Origin of the sequence: Burkholderia sp. AU45251 (assembly GCF_030482905.1) — a bacterium.
Taxonomy (GTDB): domain Bacteria; phylum Pseudomonadota; class Gammaproteobacteria; order Burkholderiales; family Burkholderiaceae; genus Burkholderia; species Burkholderia aenigmatica.
This window is the reverse complement of sequence record NZ_JAUJQH010000024.1, coordinates 83,690-103,763: the sequence shown is the minus strand read 5'-3', so window position 1 is coordinate 103,763 and position 20,074 is coordinate 83,690. Positions and strand designations below refer to the sequence as shown.

Annotated in this window: 16 protein-coding genes; 8 read left to right on the top strand and 8 right to left on the bottom strand. The window is 68.8% G+C overall.

Features of this window, described 5'->3' with window-relative positions:
- Positions 1–37: 37 nt before the first annotated feature.
- From bluB to QZM67_RS32090, 3 genes are all read right to left on the bottom strand, one after another.
- Complete coding sequence (bluB, locus tag QZM67_RS32100; protein ID WP_301809501.1) at positions 38–781, bottom strand: 5,6-dimethylbenzimidazole synthase; 744 nt, start codon at positions 779–781, stop codon at positions 38–40.
- Between the two features lie 180 nt (positions 782–961).
- Positions 962–1,960, bottom strand: coding sequence for a 2-hydroxyacid dehydrogenase (locus QZM67_RS32095; protein WP_043189380.1), 999 nt, complete (start codon positions 1,958–1,960; stop codon positions 962–964).
- Positions 1,961–1,990: 30 nt separating this feature from the next.
- Positions 1,991–2,974, bottom strand: coding sequence for a LysR family transcriptional regulator (locus QZM67_RS32090; protein WP_175021794.1), 984 nt, complete (start codon positions 2,972–2,974; stop codon positions 1,991–1,993).
- 755 nt (positions 2,975–3,729) lie between these two features.
- Between QZM67_RS32090 and QZM67_RS32085 the strand changes: the two genes are divergently transcribed.
- Complete coding sequence (locus QZM67_RS32085; RefSeq protein WP_301809498.1) at positions 3,730–4,941, top strand: alanine--glyoxylate aminotransferase family protein; 1,212 nt, start codon at positions 3,730–3,732, stop codon at positions 4,939–4,941.
- Between the two features lie 27 nt (positions 4,942–4,968).
- Here the strand turns inward: QZM67_RS32085 and QZM67_RS32080 are convergent, their stop codons facing one another.
- Positions 4,969–5,904: an AraC family transcriptional regulator gene (locus QZM67_RS32080; RefSeq protein ID WP_175021795.1), complete on the bottom strand. Its 936-nt coding sequence runs from the start codon at positions 5,902–5,904 to the stop codon at positions 4,969–4,971.
- A 136-nt stretch (positions 5,905–6,040) separates the two neighbouring features.
- Here QZM67_RS32080 and QZM67_RS32075 point away from each other — a divergent pair, with 136 nt between their 5' ends.
- Positions 6,041–6,931, top strand: a complete 891-nt coding sequence (locus QZM67_RS32075; RefSeq protein ID WP_043189370.1) for a DMT family transporter — start codon at positions 6,041–6,043, stop codon at positions 6,929–6,931.
- 122 nt (positions 6,932–7,053) lie between these two features.
- Here QZM67_RS32075 and QZM67_RS32070 read toward each other — a convergent pair whose 3' ends face one another.
- The gene (locus tag QZM67_RS32070) at positions 7,054–8,268 is read right to left on the bottom strand and encodes an MFS transporter (RefSeq protein WP_301809495.1); all 1,215 of its coding nucleotides are present in this window, start codon (positions 8,266–8,268) and stop codon (positions 7,054–7,056) included.
- Between the two features lie 338 nt (positions 8,269–8,606).
- Here QZM67_RS32070 and xdhA point away from each other — a divergent pair, with 338 nt between their 5' ends.
- From xdhA to QZM67_RS32050, 4 genes are all read left to right on the top strand, one after another.
- Entirely contained in the window at positions 8,607–10,151 is a 1,545-nt protein-coding gene (gene xdhA / locus QZM67_RS32065; RefSeq protein ID WP_043189359.1) for a xanthine dehydrogenase small subunit, read from the top strand.
- A gap of 18 nt (positions 10,152–10,169) precedes the next feature.
- Positions 10,170–12,524, top strand: a complete 2,355-nt coding sequence (gene xdhB / locus QZM67_RS32060) for a xanthine dehydrogenase molybdopterin binding subunit (protein ID WP_205822781.1) — start codon at positions 10,170–10,172, stop codon at positions 12,522–12,524.
- 84 nt (positions 12,525–12,608) lie between these two features.
- A complete protein-coding gene (gene xdhC, locus QZM67_RS32055; protein WP_175021799.1) occupies positions 12,609–13,226 on the top strand; it encodes a xanthine dehydrogenase accessory protein XdhC in 618 nt (205 codons plus the stop codon).
- An 88-nt stretch (positions 13,227–13,314) separates the two neighbouring features.
- A complete protein-coding gene (locus QZM67_RS32050) occupies positions 13,315–13,716 on the top strand; it encodes a nuclear transport factor 2 family protein (protein ID WP_175021800.1) in 402 nt (133 codons plus the stop codon).
- A gap of 34 nt (positions 13,717–13,750) precedes the next feature.
- On the opposite strand, the gene QZM67_RS32045 is transcribed toward QZM67_RS32050, so the two are convergent.
- The 3 genes from QZM67_RS32045 to QZM67_RS32035 all read right to left on the bottom strand — a co-directional run bounded on the left by QZM67_RS32045 (position 13,751) and on the right by QZM67_RS32035 (position 16,945).
- Positions 13,751–14,698 carry a LysR family transcriptional regulator gene (locus QZM67_RS32045; RefSeq protein WP_301809489.1) on the bottom strand — a complete coding sequence of 316 codons (948 nt, stop codon included), beginning with the start codon at positions 14,696–14,698 and terminating at the stop codon, positions 13,751–13,753.
- A gap of 68 nt (positions 14,699–14,766) precedes the next feature.
- A complete protein-coding gene (locus QZM67_RS32040; RefSeq protein WP_301809487.1) occupies positions 14,767–15,405 on the bottom strand; it encodes a DsbA family protein in 639 nt (212 codons plus the stop codon).
- 94 nt (positions 15,406–15,499) lie between these two features.
- Entirely contained in the window at positions 15,500–16,945 is a 1,446-nt protein-coding gene (locus QZM67_RS32035) for a TAXI family TRAP transporter solute-binding subunit (protein WP_043189342.1), read from the bottom strand.
- Between the two features lie 431 nt (positions 16,946–17,376).
- Here QZM67_RS32035 and QZM67_RS32030 point away from each other — a divergent pair, with 431 nt between their 5' ends.
- Together QZM67_RS32030 and QZM67_RS32025 are read left to right on the top strand one after the other, a co-directional pair.
- On the top strand, positions 17,377–17,742 hold the full coding sequence (locus QZM67_RS32030; RefSeq protein ID WP_043189339.1) for a BON domain-containing protein: 366 nt from the start codon (positions 17,377–17,379) through the stop codon (positions 17,740–17,742).
- Between the two features lie 136 nt (positions 17,743–17,878).
- The gene (locus tag QZM67_RS32025) at positions 17,879–19,969 is read left to right on the top strand and encodes a D-(-)-3-hydroxybutyrate oligomer hydrolase (RefSeq protein WP_175021802.1); all 2,091 of its coding nucleotides are present in this window, start codon (positions 17,879–17,881) and stop codon (positions 19,967–19,969) included.
- The last annotated feature ends 105 nt before the right edge of the window (positions 19,970–20,074 follow it).

The window sequence follows — 20,074 nt, the reverse complement described above, 5'->3', positions numbered from 1 at the left end:
CGCCGTGGGCGGCGTGACGGCGGCGGCGGGGTGGTCGTCAGGCGGAGCGTTCGGGGGATCCGTCGACATGGGTGCGCGATGCGCTTGCCGCATCCGCGTCGGCATCCACGGGCGACGACGGCGAGCCGGCGGCATCGCTCGCGGCCGGATCGTCCCAGCCGTTTTCGAACAGGCACGCTTCGATCGGCATCCGCGCAGCCCAACGCTCCTGCTCGAGCATCGGCTTCGCGTAGAACGCATCGACGTGTCCGACGCACAGCACGGCGATCGGCTTCGCGCCGTCGGGCATCCGCAGCAGCGAGCGCAGCGCGTCGACGTCGAACAGCGATACCCAGCCCATCCCGAGCCCTTCGGCGCGGGCCGCGAGCCACATGTTCTGGATCGCGCACGCGGCGGACGCGAGATCCATCTCCGGCAACGTGCGGCGGCCGAACACATGGCGCTCGCGGCCGTCGGCGAGCGCGACGACCAGCAACTCGCCGCATTCGCGCACGCCTTCGACCTTCAGCCGCATGAACTCATCCTGGCGCTCGCCGAGTGCGTCGGCGGTCGCGCGGCGCTCGGCCTCGACCAGCGCATGGATCGCGGTCCGCAGCGCGGGATCGGTGATGCGGATGAAGCGCCACGGCTGCATGAAGCCGACGCTCGGTGCGTGATGCGCCGCGCGCAGCAACCGTGCGAGCACGGCCGGATCGACGGGGGCCGGCGTGAAGTGGCGCATGTCGCGCCGTTCGAAAATGGCGCGGTAGACGGCGGCGATGTCGGAGTCGTCGAAACGCATGAGCAGGCGGGGGCGGGATAACGTCGGCGCAACGATAGCAGACGGCGCGCGGGAATCGTTACATCAGTCGAAACAAAGCGCGAAATTGTTGATGCAAAAGATCGCATTTTCAGTGCTGATCAAAAGCAAACGATTGCGGTGGCGTCGGTCACCATGAAATTGGCTGATTTCGTCGATTTGTCAGCGATTCGCCGTCACGACGTTCTGCGGCGTGCCCGCATGCCACGCCTCGATGTTCAGCAATGTGGTGTGCGCGATCTCGGCGAGCGCCTCGCGCGTGAAGAATGCCTGGTGCGACGTGACGATCACGTTCGGGAACGTCAGCAGGCGCGCGAGCACGTCGTCCTGCAGCGGCAGGTCGGAGTGATCCTCGAAGAAGAGTCCGCTTTCCTCTTCGTACACGTCGAGCCCGAGATGGCCGAGCTGGCCGCTCTTGAGCGCGTCGACCAGCGCCTGTGCATCGACGAGGCCGCCGCGCCCGGTGTTGATCAGCATCGCGCCGTGCTTCATCCGCGCGAGCGTCCGTTCGTTGATCAGATGGTGCGTCGACGGCAGCAACGGGCAGTGCAGGCTGACGATGTCGGCGTGGTGCAGCAACTCGTCGAGCTCGACATAGCGTGCGCCGAACGCGATCAGCTCGTCGTTGTAAGGCGGCACCGAGTGCGCGAGCACATGCATCCCGAAGCCCATCATGATCTTCGCGAACACGCTGCCGATGATGCCGGTGCCGATCACGCCGACGGTCTTGCCGTGCAGGTCGAAGCCGAGCAGGCCGTTCAGCGAGAAGTCACCTTCGCGGGTGCGCGCGACGGCGCGCGGCAGGCGGCGGTTGAGCGCGAGGATCAGCGCGACCGCGTGCTCGGCCACCGCGTGCGGCGAATAGGCGGGTACGCGCACGACCGTGATGCCGAGCCGCTCGGCGGCGGCCAGGTCGACATGGTTGAAGCCCGCCGAGCGCAGCGCGATCAGGCGCGTGCCGCCGTCCGCCAGTCGTTCGAGCACCGCCGCGTCGACGGTGTCGTTGACGAACGGGCAGACGACGTCATAGCCGTGCGCGAGGATCGCGGTTTCCGCGTCGAGGTGCGACGGCTGGAAGTGCAGCCGATAGCCGAACCGCCGGTTGGCGGCAGCAAACGAATCGTCGTCGTACTGCCGGCTGCTGAACAGGATCACGCGCACGCTGCACCTCCGATGGCTGACGCGCGCAGTTTACTGCAGGCCCGTGACGATGTCGGCGCGCTCGGGCCCGCGCGGCGGCAGCAGGAAGCCGTAGTCGGTCCGTTCGCGGGCCGGCTGCGCGCTGAAGTGATCGAGCGCGTGCTCGACGAAGCTGCGCGTCCGGGCAGGCACGTACTGGCGGTTCGGGTAGACGAGCGACAACTGCGTGTCGGGATCGTCGATCCGGTAGCCGGCCAGCAGACGCACGAGCGTGCCGTTTGCGAGCGCGCTGGCGACGCATGGCTCGGGCAGTACCGCGATGCCGGCACCGGCCACGGCGGCTGCCTGGACGAGCGCGAGCTGGTTGACCGTGCAGGCCGGACGCACCGTGACGGAATGCGCGATGCCGTCGTGGCCGACCAGTTGCCACGTGGGCGCATGCTGGTGCGGCGCGAGCGTGACCCAGTCGTGGCCCGGCAGGTCGTCTGGCACGCGGGGCTCGCCGCGTCGCTCGAGATAGGCCGGCGCCGCGACCGCGACGAACGGGTTCGGCGCGAGCGCGTGGCCGACCAGCGTCGGGTTGCCGTCGAGCCGGTTGCCGGTGACGATGCCGACGTCGTAACCCGAATCGAGCACGTCGAGCGGCCCCTCTGCGACGGTCAATTGCACACGCAATTCGGGGTAGCGATGCCGGAAGCTGCTGACGAGCGGCGTCAGCGCAAGCGGCGACAGCAGGCCCGACGCGACGACGCGCAGTGTGCCGGCCGGTTCGCGCACGGCATGCGCGACGGACGATTCGAGGTGGTCGAATTCCTCGAGCAGCGCGCGACACCCGTCGAGGTAGCGCACGCCGGCCTCGGTGAGCGACAGGTTGCGCGTGGTGCGGTGGATCAGCCGTGTGTTCAGGTGGCCCTCGAGCATCGCGATCGAACGCGTGACGAGTGCATTGGACACGCCGAGATGGTGCGCCGCGCGCCGGAAGCTCTGCTGCTCGGCGACGCAGACGAATACACGCATGGTCTGAATCTGGTTCATGGCTTGCGTATTTCTGGCCCGGTTGATTGATTATGGTTGTGGTTTTTCGTCGCGCAACCCCGAAAGCGCATCGCGCGACACCCAGTTCTCCCTCGTATCGAAAAATCGCTTTTTTCGATTCCGCAGACGATTGTTCAATACGGAAGCGATATCCGTCAACCTGAGAAAAGGGGCGGGTTGCGAAAAATCGAATTCGGGGGTAACGCGTTAAACCCGGCGCTGTCTCGCTCGTCTGCCGTTCAAAGACGGCGGGGTATTCGAATAACCATGGAGGGATCGAATATTTCGTATGTTAATCAATAGGTTGCAATCCGGCGTGGCAGGCTTGTTCCGGTATTGACGGGAAGCGATACCCAATACATGCCGGAATAATGGATGTTTTTCGCCCGTGCGTGGATTTTTCGTATCGGATTCCGTTCGGCGATTTTTATCGTGGATCCGGTCTATTTCGCTCGATACAAAGTCGCGCTGAACCGGCGATCTCGGCGAATCGCGCTGTTATTGACGGAGTAAATCGTGTGCTTGCTGCACGAATGGAACCGTTTCACAACCCGGCCGGCAATCTTTTTTCAATCCGGATGATTGGCGTGCGACCCGCGCGCGGCCGGCTGGCCCGGTGCGGCGACCGGGCCACCGTCGCGCTGTCCGGCCGCGGGTGCCTCTTGCGCGAGGCGGCGGAACGCGGAATGATCGATCAGTTCGCCATGTCGTGCGGCGGGCGCCCGTGCACTTCCTTTCCTCACTTTTTACCAGCCATGTCCATCGATTACTCGCCGATTCCCTGTCCCGTCGTCGTGCCGCTCGACGCGATCCTGCCCGAAGAACCGCTGCTGATGATGGGGGCCGGCCCGGTTCCGATCCCGGCCGCCGTCGCGAAGGCGAACACGATCGTGATCAACCACCTCGGCGCGACGATGGCGAAGATCATCGAGCAGGTGAAGGAGATGGCGCGCTATGTCTTCCAGACCCGCACGAAGTGGGTGCTCGGCGTCGCGGGCCCCGGTTCGGCCGCCATGGAAATGGCGATCTCGAACCTCGCGTGGCGCGGGACGCGCGTGCTGTCGATCCGCAACGGCTTCTTCAGCGCGCGGATGGCCGAGATGGCCACGCGCGTCGGCGCCGACGTCTCGACGCTCGAAGTGGCCGACCGCGCGGTCGCGAGTCTCGACGAGATCGCCGACGCGATCGCCCGCGAGCGGCCCGAGATCGTCACGATCGTGCAGGGCGAGACGTCGAACACCGTGTGGAACCGCGACCTGCGCGACATCGCGGCGCTCGCGAAGGCGGCCGGTGCGCTGGTGGTCGTCGATGCGGTGTGTACGCTGTCGACGATGCCGCTCGAAATGGACGCGTGGGGCATCGACGCGGTGATCACCGGCGGGCAGAAGGGGCTGTCGTCGATCCCCGGCGTGTCGCTGATCGCGTTCTCCGACGCCGCCTGGGACCGGATGAAGCGGCGCCCCGAGCCGAATGCGCACTGGTGCCTCGACATGGCGCTCGCGGAAAACTTCTGGCACAACGCGGGCTATCACTACACGGCGCCGGTGTCGGGCGTGCTCGCGCTGCACGAGGCGCTGCGGCTCGTTTGCGCGGAAACGCTCGAAAGCCGCTTCGCACGCCACCTGCGCTGCTCGCTCGCGCTGCAGGCGGGCGTCGAGGCGATGGGGCTCAAGCTCTATGCGCCGAAGGACTGCCGGCTCAATTCGGTGGTCGGGATCGAGACGCCCGAGGGGCTGACGCCCGGGATGGTCTGCGGCCATATCTCGAAGCAGTACCAGGTCGAGATTTCGGGCTCGTTCGGGTTGCCGATCGTGCGGATCGGCCAGATGGGCGAGCAGTGCCGCGAACACAACCTGTTTCGCACGCTGCACGCGTTCGGCCGCACGATGGTCGACCTGAAGGTGCCGGTCGATCTGCCGGCCGGTGTCGCGGCGCTTGAACAGGAACTGTCGCAGCGCGGCGCGTAAGCCGCGAAACGACGAGAGGGGCCGCGCTCAGCGGCCCTGCATCGCGCGCCGGTACGTATTCGGCGTCGTGCCGTGCGCGTCGCGAAAGCGATGGCCGAAGTGGCCGGCGTTCGCATAGCCGCAGTCGGCCGCGATCTGCGCGAGCGGCAGCGCCGTCGTGCGCAGCAACTCGCGCGCTCGCGCCAGCCGTTGCTCGGCCACCCACGCGTGCGGTGCGCGGCCGAACGACAGCCGGAACATCCGCGAGAAGTGGTATTCGGACAGCGCGGCGACGTCGGCGAGTTCGCCGAGCGTCAGCGGTTGCGTCAGGTAGGTGTCGATGTAGTCGCGCACGCGGCGGCGCACGGCCGGCGCGAGCCCGCCGCGGAACGACGTGTCGGTGCGCGTCGTGCTCTGCCCGCGCAGCAGCAGGCTCAGCACCTCGTGCGCGGTCTCGTTCACGCGCAGCCGTTCGTCGGCATCGTCCCAGCCGTCCAGCGCGAGCGAGCGCAGCAGCGTCGCGACGCGCGCATCCTCGAAGTAGGTGCGGTCGGCGAGCTTCAGCTCGCGCGGCTCGCGGTCGAGTTCGCGGATCGCGCGCTGCGTGAAGTGTTCGGGCAGGAAATACAGGTGGATGAAGTGCATCTCGCCGCGCACCCACCAGCGCGATTCATGGTCGCCCGGCAGCGCGCACAGCAGGCTCGGCGCGCCGTAGCGCGGCACGCGCTGGCGTTCCGTCCGGTAGCCGCCGTCGAGGTAGCACGACAGCGTATGGTGGCCGGGCTGTTCGTAGACCGTCTCGCTTTCATCGGTGATCCGCGTCCATTCGGCGATCGCGAGATGGTCGCCGAGCCACGCGAAGCGCTCGAGCGTCGCGTTCGCGTCGGCGAGCGTGCGGCAGACCGACTGCAGGCCGAACGGCAGATCGCCGCCGGCCAGGGCGGCGGGGTGATCGACAGGCGGGGCGGACAGGGAGAGGCTCATGATGGGCCGAGTATAAGCGGGTGCGCGGCGCCGCGTGCGGCGCCCCGAAAAAGACCGCAATTCCGGACAATCGGCGCGCGCCGGGCGGCGGCATAGTCGGGATCCGTTTCACCTGTTTTTTCGAATCGTTGCCGCCATGAACCTGTCGCTTTATTTCGTCACCGTGCTGATCTGGGGCACCACCTGGATCGCGATCAAGTGGCAGCTCGGCTCCGTGCCGCCGCCCGTGTCGATCGCATGGCGCTTCTGGCTCGCGGCCGCCGTGCTGTTCGCGCTGCTGCGCGTGATGCGCCGGCCGGTGCGCCCGCCGCGCGAAGCGTGGCGCTTTCTGCTGGCGCAAGGCTTCGCGCTGTTCTGTCTGAACTTCCTGTGCTTCTACTATTCGGAGCAGGTCGTGCCGAGCGGCCTCGTCGCGGTGATTTTCTCGACCGCGCCGCTGTTGAACTCGATCAACGGCCGGCTGTTCATGGGCCGTCCGCTGCGGCCGTCGGCGATCGCCGGTGCGCTGCTCGGGCTCGCCGGCATCGCATGCCTGTTCTGGCAGCAGATGGCCGGCCATCTCGACGACCACGCGACCTGGACGGGGCTCGCGATCGCGTTCGCGGGCACGATGTGCTTCTCGGCCGGCAACCTGCTGTCGAGCCGGATGCAGTCGATGGGGCTGCACCCGCTCGTGACCAACGGCTGGGCGATGCTGATCGGCGCCACGATCCTGACCGTCGGCAGCGCGGTGGCCGGGTTGCCGTTCACGCTCGACACGAGCCCGCGCTATCTCGGCGCGCTCGTCTACCTGGCCGTGCCGGGCTCGGTGATCGGCTTTACCGCGTATCTGACCCTGGTCGGCCGGATCGGGCCGGAGCGTGCCGCGTATTGCACGGTGCTGTTCCCGATCGTCGCGCTGGCCGTGTCGACCGTGTTCGAGGGCTACCAGTGGTCGCCGCTCGCGGTGGTCGGGCTGCTGCTTGTCGTGGCCGGCAACCTGGTCGCGTTCGACCTGACGCGGCGGTTGTTTCTGCGGACCGCCTGACCGGCTTGCCCGCCGTACCGGCCCCGTCCGGATACAAAAACGCCCGCGCGATGCGGGCGTTTTCTTTTGGGCGGCCGGCGGTGACAACCGCGCGACCGGCCACCGTGCGGCAAGCGACGCGCTCAGGCCGCCGCGCTGCTCCCCTCGACCCGCGCCTGCCGCTGGTACAGCACCATCGACAGTGCCACGCCCGCGGCGGCCGCCACCGCCGCGAACAGGAACACCTGCGGGTAGCCGAACGCGCCCGCGACATAGCCGGCGAGCGGGCCCGTGATGCCGAGCGACAGGTCGAGGAACACCGAATACGCGGACAGCGCTGCGCCGCGGCTTGCGGGCGGCACGAGCGCGACGGCCTCGACGCCGAGCGCCGGGAAGATCAGCGCGAAGCCGAAGCCCGTCAGCGCGGCGCCGACGAGCGCGACGTGCGGCACGGGCGCGAGCCACAGCAGCACGAGGCCCGAGCATTCGAATGCGAACGACACGATCGCGACGCGGAAGCCGCCGTAGGTCTTGATCGTGTTCGCGAACAGCAGGCGCGCGCCGATGAACAGCGTGCCGAACACGGTCAGCGACAGCGCGGCGTTCGGCCAGTGGCGCGCCGCGTAGTACAGCGTGACGAAGGTCGCGATCGAGCCGAAGCCGGCCGAGCCGAGCGCCAGGCCGAGGCCGTGCGGCAGCACGCGCGTGAACACGCTGGCATAGGACATCCGCTCGCCGTGCACGAGCGGCACGGAAGCGATCAGGCGCGCGAGGTAGAAGCCGGTCGCGGCCAGCGCGATCACGATCACGCCGATCAGCGCCGGATTCAGCGTATGCGCGATCGCGACACCGACCGGCGCGCCGAGCGCGAGTGCGCCGTAGGTCGCGATGCCGTTCCACGAGATCACCTTCGCGTTGTGTGTGACGCCGACCCGGCCGATGCCCCACAGGATCGCGCCGGTGCCGCACAGGCTCTCGCCGACGCCGAGCACGAGCCGGCTCGCGACCAGCAGCACGAGGCTCGCGACCGGCCAGTGCGCGAGCAGCAGCGCGACGAGCAGCAGCACACCCGACACACCGCAACCGACCAGCCCGCGCGACACCGTCTGCTTCGGGCCGAGCGTATCGGCCAGGCGCCCGGCGAGCGGCCGCGACGCGAGCGTCGCGAAATACTGGACGCTGATCGCGCCGCCCGCGACGATCGCGGAAAAGCCGAGATCGTCATGGACGAAGCCCGGCAGCACCGCGAGCGGCAGGCCGATGGTCAGGTAGCAGATGAACGTGAAGCAGACGACGGACACGATTTGCAGCGTGACCGCGAACCCGCTGCGCGGCGGTGTGGCGGAATCGGTTGACATGGGGTCGGAACGAATGAACGAAGCGGACGGGGGACGGCGAAAAAGGGAATCGGGATTTTCCCATGGAACCGGTTTTCCCGCAGGTACCATTTAGTTAATCGCGACCTGTTTTTGAGGATGACGGACGGTTGCGGGGGCGCAGGGAAGGGCCTGGGAGCCCCGCGTGGAAAGGCCGCCGGGCGGCCCCGGCGCTCATATCGCGGCAGTTATATGGGCCCCATGCGTGATGGGCTATGGGTTGCGGAATTTGATGGTGATAGCGTGCAAACTGTCAGAAAAACGTCGGTCGAGCGCACTGCGCAGGCCGCCTTGCCCCCCATTTGAAGAACCATCGAGACATGAGTGAGCCGATCCGCTTCTACCATCGTCACGCGATCCGCGAAGTCAGCGGCGCGGACGTTACCCGCACCGTGCTGCAATACCTGCGCGAGGACGCGCATTGCACCGGCACCAAGGAAGGCTGCGCGGAAGGCGACTGCGGCGCGTGCACGGTCGTCGTCGGCGAGCTGACCGACGCCGGCGCGGTCGAGTTCAAGGCCGTCAACGCATGCATCCAGTTCCTGCCGACGCTCGACGGCAAGGCGCTGCTGACGGTCGAGGACCTGCGCCAGCCGGACGGCTCGCTGCATCCGGTGCAGCAGGCGATGGTCGACTGCCATGGTTCGCAATGCGGGTTCTGCACGCCCGGCTTCGTGATGTCGATGTGGGCACTGTACGAGAAGCACGGCCACGAAGGCTGCGGCAGCGCGTGTGCGAAGGCGAAGGACGTGCCGACGCGCACCGAGATCGCCGATGCGCTGACGGGCAACCTGTGCCGCTGCACCGGCTATCGCCCGATCGTCGATGCGGCCGTGCAGATGTTCGATGCACCGGCGCCGTCGGCGCCGGTCGACACGGCCGCGCTGGCCCGCACGCTCGCGTCGCTCAAGCGCGACGACACCTTCGACTACACGACGATCAACGGCGCGCGCTTCGCGGCGCCGCGCACGCTCGACGCGCTGGCCGCGCTGAAGGCCGAGCGGCCGGACGCGCGCATCCTCGCAGGCAGCACCGACATCGGCCTGTGGGTCACCAAGCAGATGCGCCGGCTCGACGACCTGATCTACGTCGGCCAGATCGCCGAACTGCAGCGCCTCGTGGAACGCGGCGACTGGATCGAGATCGGCGCGGGCGTGACGGTCGAGAACGCGTATGCGGCGCTGGCTGGTACGTATCCGGAGCTGATCGAGATGTGGAAGCGCTTCGCGTCGCTGCCGATCCGCAACGCGGGCACGATCGGCGGCAACGTCGCGAACGGCTCGCCGATCGGCGACTCGATGCCGGGCCTGATCGCGCTCGGCGCGCGCGTGGTGCTGCGCGGCGGCGACACGGTGCGCGAGCTGCCGCTCGAGGCGCTGTATACGGGCTACCAGCAGAAGGACATGGCGCCGCACGAATTCGTCGTCGGCCTGAAGGTGCCGACCCGCACCGGCGCGCGCGAGAAGCTGCAGTTCCGTACCTACAAGCTGTCGAAGCGGTTCGACTCCGACATCTCGGCCGTGTGCGCGGCGTTCGCGTTCATCGCGGACGGCGACATGATCCGCGAGCCGCGCATCGCGTTCGGCGGGATGGCCGCGACGCCGAAGCGCGCGGCCCACACGGAAGCCGTGCTCGACGGCGCGCAGTGGCACGAAGCCACCGCGCAGGCCGCGATGCAGGCGCTCGAGCGCGACTACCAGCCGCTGTCCGACATGCGCGCGACGAACACGTATCGCCTCGATACCGCGAAAAACCTGATGGTCCGATTCTGGCTGGAGACGCGCCCGCACGACCCGCTGCCGCCGCAAGCCCTGAATGTGCGTGAAGTGGCCGCTGAAGTCGGCACCGACGCGGCGCGCGTCTGAAGACGGAGAACACCGAACATGAACCAGCAAGCAGAACCGTTCCTGAGCACCCTCGACCCGCAAGCCGACGCCGCGCAGGTGCACGTCTCGCGCGCGCACGAATCCGCGCACCTGCACGTGAGCGGGCGTGCCACCTACACCGACGACATCCCGGTCGTCGCCGGCACGCTGCACGCGGCGCTCGGCCTGTCGGCGAAGCCGCATGCGCGGATCGTGTCGATGAACTTCGACGCGGTGCGCGCGACGCCGGGCGTGGTCGCCGTGTTCACGGCCGACGACATCCCGGGCGTCAACGATTGCGGCCCGATCATCCACGACGACCCGGTGCTCGCGAAGGGCATCGTGCAGTTCGTCGGTCAGCCGATGTTCATCGTCGTCGCGACGTCGCATGAAACCGCGCGGCTCGCCGCGCGCCGCGCACAGGTCGACTACGAGGAACTGCCGGCGATCCTCACCGCGCAGGAAGCGCGCGCGGCCGAAACCTACGTGATCCCGCCGCTGAAGCTCGCGCGCGGCGACGCGGCTGCGCGGCTCGCCGTCGCGCCGCACCGCAAGTCGGGCGAAATGCTGCTCGGCGGCCAGGAGCAGTTCTACCTCGAAGGGCAGATCGCGTACGCGGTGCCGAAGGACGACGACGGGATGCACGTGTACTGCTCGACGCAGCACCCGAGCGAGATGCAGCACCTCGTCGCGCACGTGCTCGGCGTCGCGTCGCACAACGTGCTCGTCGAATGCCGCCGGATGGGCGGCGGGTTCGGCGGCAAGGAATCGCAGTCGGGCCTGTTCGCGTGCTGCGCGGCGCTCGCCGCATGGAAGCTGCTGTGCCCGGTGAAGCTGCGCCCGGACCGCGACGACGACATGATGATCACCGGCAAGCGGCACGATTTCCATTACCGCTTCGACGTCGGCTACGACGACGACGGCCGCATCGACGGCGTGGCGCTCGACATGACGTCGCGCTGCGGCTTCTCGGCCGACCTGTCGGGCCCGGTGATGACGCGCGCGGTGTGCCACTTCGACAACGCATACTGGCTGGGCGACGTGAACATCGCCGGCTACTGCGGCAAGACCAACACGCAGTCGAACACCGCGTTCCGCGGGTTCGGCGGCCCGCAGGGCGCGTTCGCGATCGAGTACATCCTCGACGACGTCGCGCGTTCGCTCGATCGCGATCCGCTCGACGTCCGTTACGCGAACCTGTACGGCAAGACCGAACGCAACGTCACGCCGTACGGGCAGACGGTCGAGGACAACGTGCTGCAGGAACTGCTCGGCGAACTCGAGGCGACGAGCGACTACCGCGCGCGGCGCGCGGGCGTGCGCGCATTCAACGCGCGCAACACGGTGCTGAAGAAGGGCATCGCGATCACGCCGGTGAAGTTCGGCATTGCGTTCAACGTCACGCACTTCAACCAGGCCGGCGCGCTGGTGCACATCTACACCGACGGCTCGGTGCTCGTGAACCACGGCGGCACGGAGATGGGGCAGGGGCTCAACACGAAGGTCGCGCAGGTCGTCGCGCATGAGCTCGGCATCCGCTTCGGCCGGATCCGCGTGACGGCGACCGACACCAGCAAGGTCGCGAACACGTCCGCGACGGCCGCGTCGACGGGCTCGGACCTGAACGGCAAGGCCGCGCAGGATGCGGCGCGCCAGTTGCGCGAGCGGCTCGCGGTGTTCGCGGCGAAGCAGTTCGGCGACGGCAAGGTCGATGCGGCCGACGTGAAGTTCGGCAACGACTTCGTGTGGGTCGGCGGCAACGGCGTGCCGTTCGGCGAAGTGATCGCGAAGGCGTACCTCGCGCGCGTGCAGCTGTGGTCCGACGGTTTCTACGCGACGCCTAAGCTGTACTGGGATCAGTCGAAGCTGCAGGGCCGGCCGTTCTACTACTACTCGTACGGCGCGGCCGTGTCGGAAGTCGTGATCGACACGCTGACGGGCGAGATGCGCACGCTGCGCGTCGATGCACTGCACGACGTGGGCGCGTCGCTGAACCCGGCGCTCGATATCGGCCAGGTCGAAGGCGCGTTCATCCAGGGGATGGGCTGGCTCACGACCGAGGAGCTGTGGTGGAACAAGGGCGGCAAGCTGATGACGCATGCGCCGTCCACGTACAAGATCCCGACGGTGAACGACACGCCGCCCGAATTCAACGTGCAGCTGTTCAAGAACCGCAACGTCGAGGACAGCATCCACCGTTCGAAGGCCGTCGGCGAGCCGCCGCTGCTGCTGCCGTTCTCGGTGTTCTTCGCGGTGCGCGATGCCGTGGCCGCGGTCGGCGACTACAAGGTGAACCCGCCGCTCGATGCGCCGGCTACCGGCGAGTCGATCCTGCGCGCGGTCAGCGCAGTGCGTGCGGCGAAGGCAGGCTGAGATGAAACGGCCCCCACGTTCTCTTCGTTCGCTGCCCCCCGTGGGGGCGGTCAGCCTCCTTGGGGCGGCCCGGCGGAGGCTGACATGAACGGCCCCGCACGCTCGCTCCGCACCGCGTCGACCCCGGCGTTCGCGCCGGGCACCGGCCAGCGCAACCGCGCGACCGGCACGCCGGCGCCGATGCACATCGTGCTGTTCGGCGCCGGGCACGTCGGTCACGCGCTCGTCACGCTGTTCGGCGCGCTGCCGTGCGTCGTGCAGTGGGTCGACACGCGCGACGAGCTGTTCCCGGACGAATGTCCGCCGAACGTGCAGCCGGAGCCAACCGACACGCCGGAGGCCGTCGTCGACGCGGCGCCGCCCGGCGCGTACTTCCTCGTGATGACGCACAACCACGCGCTCGACTTCTCGCTCGCCGCGCAGATCATGCGGCGGCGCGACTACGCGTACTTCGGGATGATCGGCTCGCGTACCAAGCGCGTGAAGTTCGAGCGGCGGCTTGCCGCGCGCGGCGTCGATCCGGCGCGGCTCGTGGAGATGGTGTGCCCGATCGGCGTCGCGGGCATCGTCGACAAGGCGCCGGGCGCGATCGCGGTGGCCGTGTGCGCGGAGCTGCTGCAGGCGCGCTCGGGCATGCCGGTGGCCGAAGCGAAGGCAGCCGCAGCGGGGCGGGCACGCGACGACGTGTCCTGCGCGCGGTAGCGCCGCGCGGCCAGCGCAGGGTCGCGCGTTTTTGCATACACTGCACGACGACGCGCGGCATCGGGCCGCGCCTTACCGTGCACATGACATGTCCGATCATCAGGTTTATCTCGACACGCTCGAATCGAGCCTCGTCGCCATCGAGCGCTGGCTATCCGGCGTCGATACCGCGCCCGAGGCGCTCGACGCGATGCTCGCACCGTTTTCCGCCGATTTCACGATGATCCTGACCGACGGCCGCGAGGTCGACCACGACGGTACGCGCGCACTGTTCGCAAAGCTCGCCGGCGCGAAGCCGGGGCTGCGCATCACGCTGTCGGACACTCGCGTACTTGCGGCCGACGCGTCGCATGCGACGCTCACCTATCTCGAAGCGCAGCACGCGGCTTCGGGCGAACTGCCCGCGCGCCGTGCAACCGCCGTGTTCGAGCGCGACGCGGCGGGCGTCGTGCGCTGGACCCATCTGCAGGAAACCTTCTGCACGGCCTGAACTCGAGCGGCCGTGCCGCGTTTTGCGCTGCGGCTCAGCGCTTGCGGCTGCGGGGAACCGTCAGCTCGTCGGACACGCTCTGCATCAGCGCGCACAGCCACGCGATGTCGGTCGGGCGGTCGGGCTGCGGATGCGTGAGCAGGTAGCTCTTGATGCGCGGGAACGGCACGGGCGGCATGACGACCACGAGCGGCAGCAGCTGCGCATAGTGCGTCGCGAAGCGGCGCGTCGTCGTGAAGATCAGGTCCGACTGCAGCAGCACCTGCGGGACGATCCCGAAATACGGCAGCGTCGTCACGATGCGCCGCGTGAGGCGTGCGCGCGCGAGGCCGATCTCGATCGCGTTGCGCTTGTCGCCGGTGTACGGCGTCGGCGCGACGTGCGCGGCCGACGCATACGCTTCACGCGTGAGCGGCACGCGTGCGAGCGGGTGCGCGTCGCGCATCAGGCACACGATCGTGTCGGAGAACAGGTCCTGGCGCGCGAACTGCGGGTCGGGCTTCGGCCAGTTGCCGATCACGAGATCGAGCGCGCCGGATTCGAGCGCCCCCGCGTGATCGAGCGCGGGATTCAGCGAATCGATTTCCAGATGGGCATGCGGCGCCGCGTCGCGAAAGCGCTCGATCAGCGTCGGCATGAAGAAATCGTTCAGGTAGTCGGGCGCGGCGACGCGGAACGTGCGCCGCGCGGACGACGGATCGAAGTCGCCGTGCGGCGTCGCGATGAAGTCGACCTCGCGCAGCGCGCGCTGCGCGGCCTCGAGCAGCGACGCGCCGTATTCGGTCGGCACCATGCCGGATTTGCCGCGCACGAGGATCGGGTCGTTCAGCGTCTCGCGCAGCTTGCGCAGCGCGGTGCTGATCGCGGGCTGGGTCTGGTTCAGCCGCAGCGCGGCCTGCGTGACGCTGCGCTCGAGCAGCAGCGTGCGCAACACACGCACGAGCCAGATATCGAGCGAGGCGGTACGGTCGTCGTCTTCCATCGGTTGGGGTGATTCAGGTGAAGCGTAACCTTACCGCAGCCGCGCGTTGGCGTGCGTGATACCGGCCATCACGCACGGCCCTTCGGCAGCGCGCTGATCCGCTTGACCTCGCGCGATTCGAGCCAGTTCGGCGTGCGCGCGCAGTACAGCACCATCGGCAGCGCGTCCTCGCCCCAGAATAGCTGCTGGTTCATCCAGAACGTCGGCACACCGAACACACCGAGCGCGATCGCGTCGGCGTTGTTGCGGGCCAGTTGCGCGGTGGTCTCCTCGAACTCGATCAATTCATCGCCGTGGCCGACGCCGACCCGCTCGCACAGTGCCGCGAAGCCTTCCGGCGTCGACGGATCGTTGCCGTCGCGCCAGATGAATCGGAACATCTCCCGCACGGTCGCGATATCGGCGCGCAGCGCGATCGCGAGGCGCAGCAGCTTGTCCGATTCGAACGGGTGCGCGGGCGGCATCTTGAAGCGGATGCCGAGCTGCTCCGCGCGAAACAGCGCGTGACGGTACGTGAACACGCGCTTGGCCGGCACGTCGGCGCCGGAGCGCTGCCCCCAGTGACGCTGCAGGTCGATCAACGACACGGCGACGGGTTCGAACGGCACGTCGGGCCACTTGTCATGCTGTTCGAGCAGCAGGTAGGAGAACGGCGACACGAAGTCGAAGAACCAGGCGGGCTGGGTGGTATCGAGGCCGGTTGTCATGTCGATCTCCAGTGGGTGGGGCGTGCGGCGCCTGGCGGCGGCCTTCATGTTACGCGGCGGCGCGTGCATGCGGCAATGATCGCGGATCGTCCGCTCACGCGGAACCGGGAGTCGCCCGGGGGGGATCGCCAGCCTGCGGCGGCGCGGTGTCGGCACGTGCGTGCGGCTGTCCACCGGCACCGGGCGGGTTGGCCGTCGGGTCCTGGTCGTGCGCGGTGAGCCGTTCGCGCACGAAGCCGATGTGCTCGCGCAGCACGTAGAACTGCCCGGCATAGGCGAGCGGCATCTTCATCCGGTTCACCGCTTCCTCGATGTCGTCGAGCTCGTCGAGCAACTGCACGCGTTCCTCGGCCGTGTGTTCGCCGAGCGCGCTGCGCTCGAGCGAAATCAGCGCGCCGTACCAGCGGTAGATGCGCGAGCGCACGCGCCAGCCGTACAGCGACGGCACGAGCCGCAGCCCGGGGATCAGTACGACGATCAGCGGCACGGCCACGACGAGCAGCCGGTCGACGAGGCTCGCGACCCAGAACGGCAGCCGCCGGTACAGGAAGGTCTTGCCCGATTTGTAGTAGCGCGCGGCGTCGTCGGAGAGCGGGAAGCCGCGCGTGACCGGCGACGGGAATTCGCCCGCGTGCTGCAGGATCGTCGCGTGGCCGTGCACCTCGCGGGCGGCCTCGATCAGCAGGTCGGACAGCGCCGGGTGCAGCGAGTCGCGCGCGACGAGCTCGATCGTCGGCGCAACCGTGTGGATGTCGGCGGGCGGCAGGTTGCGGCCGAGATCGTAGACGCCCATCGGCAGCGTGATCGCGGTCAGGTACGGAAAGCGGCGCGCGTACGCCTCGGCCTGCGTGAACGAATACACATGCACGCCCGGTGCGCGGAACAGCTTCGCCATCACCGGGATCTGCGTCGAGTCGCCGGACAGGAACGCCGCGTCGATCTTGCCGTCGAGCAGCGCGGTGGCCGCATCTTCGCCGGCGGTGGGCAGCAGCTCGGTCGAACCGCCCGGCACGATGCCGTTCATCTTCAGCAACGCGAGGCTCAACTCGCGCGCGCCGCTGCCTTCCGCGCCGAGTGCGAGCCGCTTGCCGTTGAAGTCGGACAGGCGGGCGACGACCGGGCCACGGTACATGATCGCGAGCGGCACGTAGCCGATGCTGCCGAGCGACACGAGGTGTTCGTCGCGCTCCTTCGGGCCGATGCCGCTCTGCACGAAGCCGACGTCGACCGGCGCGTTCGGGTTCGACAGCCTTGAGAGGTTCTGGGCGGACCCTTCGGACGACTGGACGTCGAGCGTGACGCCGTTCTTCGCGAGGATCGTCTTGTACTTCTGCGCGGCGTTCCAGTACGTGCTGCCGGGCGGCCCGGACGAGATCACGAGCGTGGACGGCGGTGCCGGCTGGATCAGCTTGACCGCGAGCCAGACGGCCGCGACGGCGAGCAGCACGGTGGGGCCGATCGACAGCGCGAGATCGCGCCACGACACCGCGACGAAGCGGGCGAGGATGCGGCGAGGCGGGCGAGGGCGGGCTGGCTTCATGGCGGCGGCGGATGACGCTGGCGTGACGGATCGGTGACCGTCGTCGCGGACGATGGGGATTCTCGCGGCGATGGTACCCGGTTTCGCCGCGCGTGCGCGAGTGGGGCGGCCTGGCGCGGCACCGCGGCGACAGTGGCGGGCGGCCCCGCGTCAAAAGCTTTGCGCTTCCGCGGGCGCTGGATTACATTGTGCGACGCAGCCGCGCCCGATTTGCGCGCGACCCGGCACGCAAGCAGACCGGGCGCGTTCGGCCGGCGGCTGTCCGGCCCGGCCGGCCCGCTTTTCGCGTACGCCGACCGCCAGCCCGTCTCGCCTCTCTCGTATCGCCGTGGAAAACACCGGCTGTCCCGCCCGTTCGCGCGTGGGCCGGCTGTTTTTGGGGGTATCCGGCCGTACTGTGCACGGCCGTTCCGGAGTGATAAGGAGATAGCATGAAGTCGATCGTGTTGAGAGCGTTGGGCGTCGCCGCCGTGGCGGCCTGTCTGTCGGGCAGCGTGTATGCGCAGTCGAGCGATGCGGCGGCAACGGAAGCGCCCGCGGCCGCGACCAGCGCGCCGAAGGCCGCCGCGAAGACCGCGAAGAAGGCGAACCGCAAGCTCGGCTACGCGGTGCGCAAGGCGATTTCGAAGGAAGCCGGCGTGAACGTGTCGAACCTCGTCGTGCGTTCGAAGGGTGGCGCGGTCACGCTGGAAGGCACGATGCCGGCCCAGGATCAGATCGACAAGGCCGAAGCTGCAGCCAAGGGCGTGAAGGGCGTGACGTCGGTCGCGAACAAGCTGACGGTTCAGCAGCAGTGATGCCGGGCCGCGGCGCGCGAGCGCCGTGTGCGCCCGTGTTCAGGCGGGCCCCGGCATGCCGGGGCCCGTTTGCGCTTGAGAGGCCGCGAGCCGCATGAAGCGGCGGCGGACCGATAACGATATCGAGAGGGCGGCGATGACGAGACTCGGGTGGGGCAGGCGGATGGTTTTCGGCGCGGCGCTGGCCGCGGTTGCGATACTCGGCGCCTGTAACGGCGACGAGTCGGCCGAGCGCAACCGGTTGCCCGGTTTCGTGTCCGGCAGCGTACGCACGACGGCCTATGACGGCGCGAGCGACGACCTGCTGACGGCCGGCCTCGGCAAGACCGGCCTCGGCTCGGCGAGCGCCCCCGCTTTCGCGAATGCCGCCCGGCCGACGAGCGCCGAGCTGCGCCGCCTCGCGATCTGGTCGAACTATCGCGCGCTCGTCGACATGAGCGCGAACGGCGGCTACGGCCGCTTCTGGGGGCCGAACGTCGACCTCGACGGCAACGACACGCTCGGCGAAGGCAAGATCCCCGGCACCGAATATCTCGCGTATTCCGACGACGGCAGCGGCAGCAAGAACGTCACGCTGCTGGTGCAGGTGCCCGCCAGCTTCAATCCCGCGCAGCCGTGCATCGTCACGGCGACGTCGTCGGGTTCGCGCGGCGTGTACGGCGCGATTTCCGCGGCCGGCGAATGGGCGCTCAAGCGCGGCTGCGCGGTGGCCTACAACGACAAGGGCGGCGGTAACGGCGCGCACGAGCTGATGTCGGATACCGTCACGCTGATCGACGGCACGCTCGCCAACGCGGTGCTGGCCGGCACCGCGAGCCTGTTCACCGCGAACGTCACCAGCGGCGATCTCGCCACGTTCAATTCCCGCTTCCCGAATCGCTACGCGTTCAAGCACGCGCATTCGCAGCAGAACCCCGAGCAGGACTGGGGGCGCGTGACGCTGCAGTCGGTCGAGTTCGCATACTGGGCGCTCAACGAGCAGTTCGGACCGCTGATCGACGGCTCGCATCACGGCGTGCGCTATCGCGCGGGCGACATCACGACGATCGCCGCGTCGGTCAGCAATGGCGGCGGTGCGTCGCTCGCGGCGGCCGAGCAGGATAGCCGCGGCTGGATCACCGCGGTCGTGGTCGGCGAACCGCAGATCAACGTGCGGATGGCGCCGAATGCGGTCGTGCGCTCGGGCGGCCAGACCGTGCCGTCGTTCGGCCGGCCGCTGGCCGATTACGCGACGCTCGCGAACCTGCTGGAGCCGTGCGCGGCCGCATCGGCGTCGCTCGCCGGCGCGCCGTACCTGAGCGCGCTGCCGGTGGCGACCACGCAGTCGATCCGCACCCAGCGCTGCGCGACGCTCGCCGCGGCCGGGCTCGTGTCGGGCGCCGATACGCAAAGCCAGGCCGCCGACGCGCTCGCGCAGCTCCACGCGGCCGGCTACCTCGCCGATTCCGACCTGCTGCAAGCACCGATGTGGGATTCGCAGGCGATGCCGGCGATCGCGGTCACGTACGCGAACGCGTACACGCGCTCGCGCGTCACCGACAACCTGTGCAATTTCAGCTTCGCGACGACGAACCCGGCGACGGGCGCTGTCGCCGCGCCCGCCACGTCGCCGATGCCGGCCGTGTTCGGCGTCGGCAACGGCGTGCCGCCCACGGCCGGCATCGACCTCGTGTTCAACACGGGCGCGGGCGTCGACCACCGGCTCGCGACGCCCGATGCGAGCTTCGCGGGCGCGTTGTGCCTGCGCCAGCTGTGGACGAACGGGATGCTCGGGATGCCCGCGAACGTCGACGCGGTGCGCGTGAACGCGAATCTGCAGGGCAAGCCGGCGATCATCGTGCAGGGCCGCAGCGATGCGCTCGTGCCCGTGAACCACGCATCGCGCGCGTACGTCGCGCAGAACGGTATCAGCGAAGGCGGGCGCAGCCAGCTCGCGTTCTACGAGGTGACGAACGGCCAGCATTTCGACGCGTTCCTGCCGGTGCCGGGCTTCGACACGCGCTTCGTGCCGGTTCACTACTACAACCTGCAGGCGCTGAACCTGATGTGGAAGCACCTGAAGAACGGCGCGCCGCTGCCGCCGTCGCAGGTGATCCGCACGGTGCCGCGCGGCGGCACGCCGGGCGCCGCGCCCGCGCTGACGAGCGCGAACCTGCCGCCGATCTCGGCGGCGCCGGGTGCGAACGCGATCACGGTCGGCGCCGGCGCGATCGACGTGCCGCTCTGACGGCGTCCGCCGCGCCGCCCTCACCAAGCCGGACAGTCGTCCGGCTTTTTCTTTTGGGTGGCCTGGAATCGGTCCCGCACTGCCTTTTATCGGAATGGCGAGCGC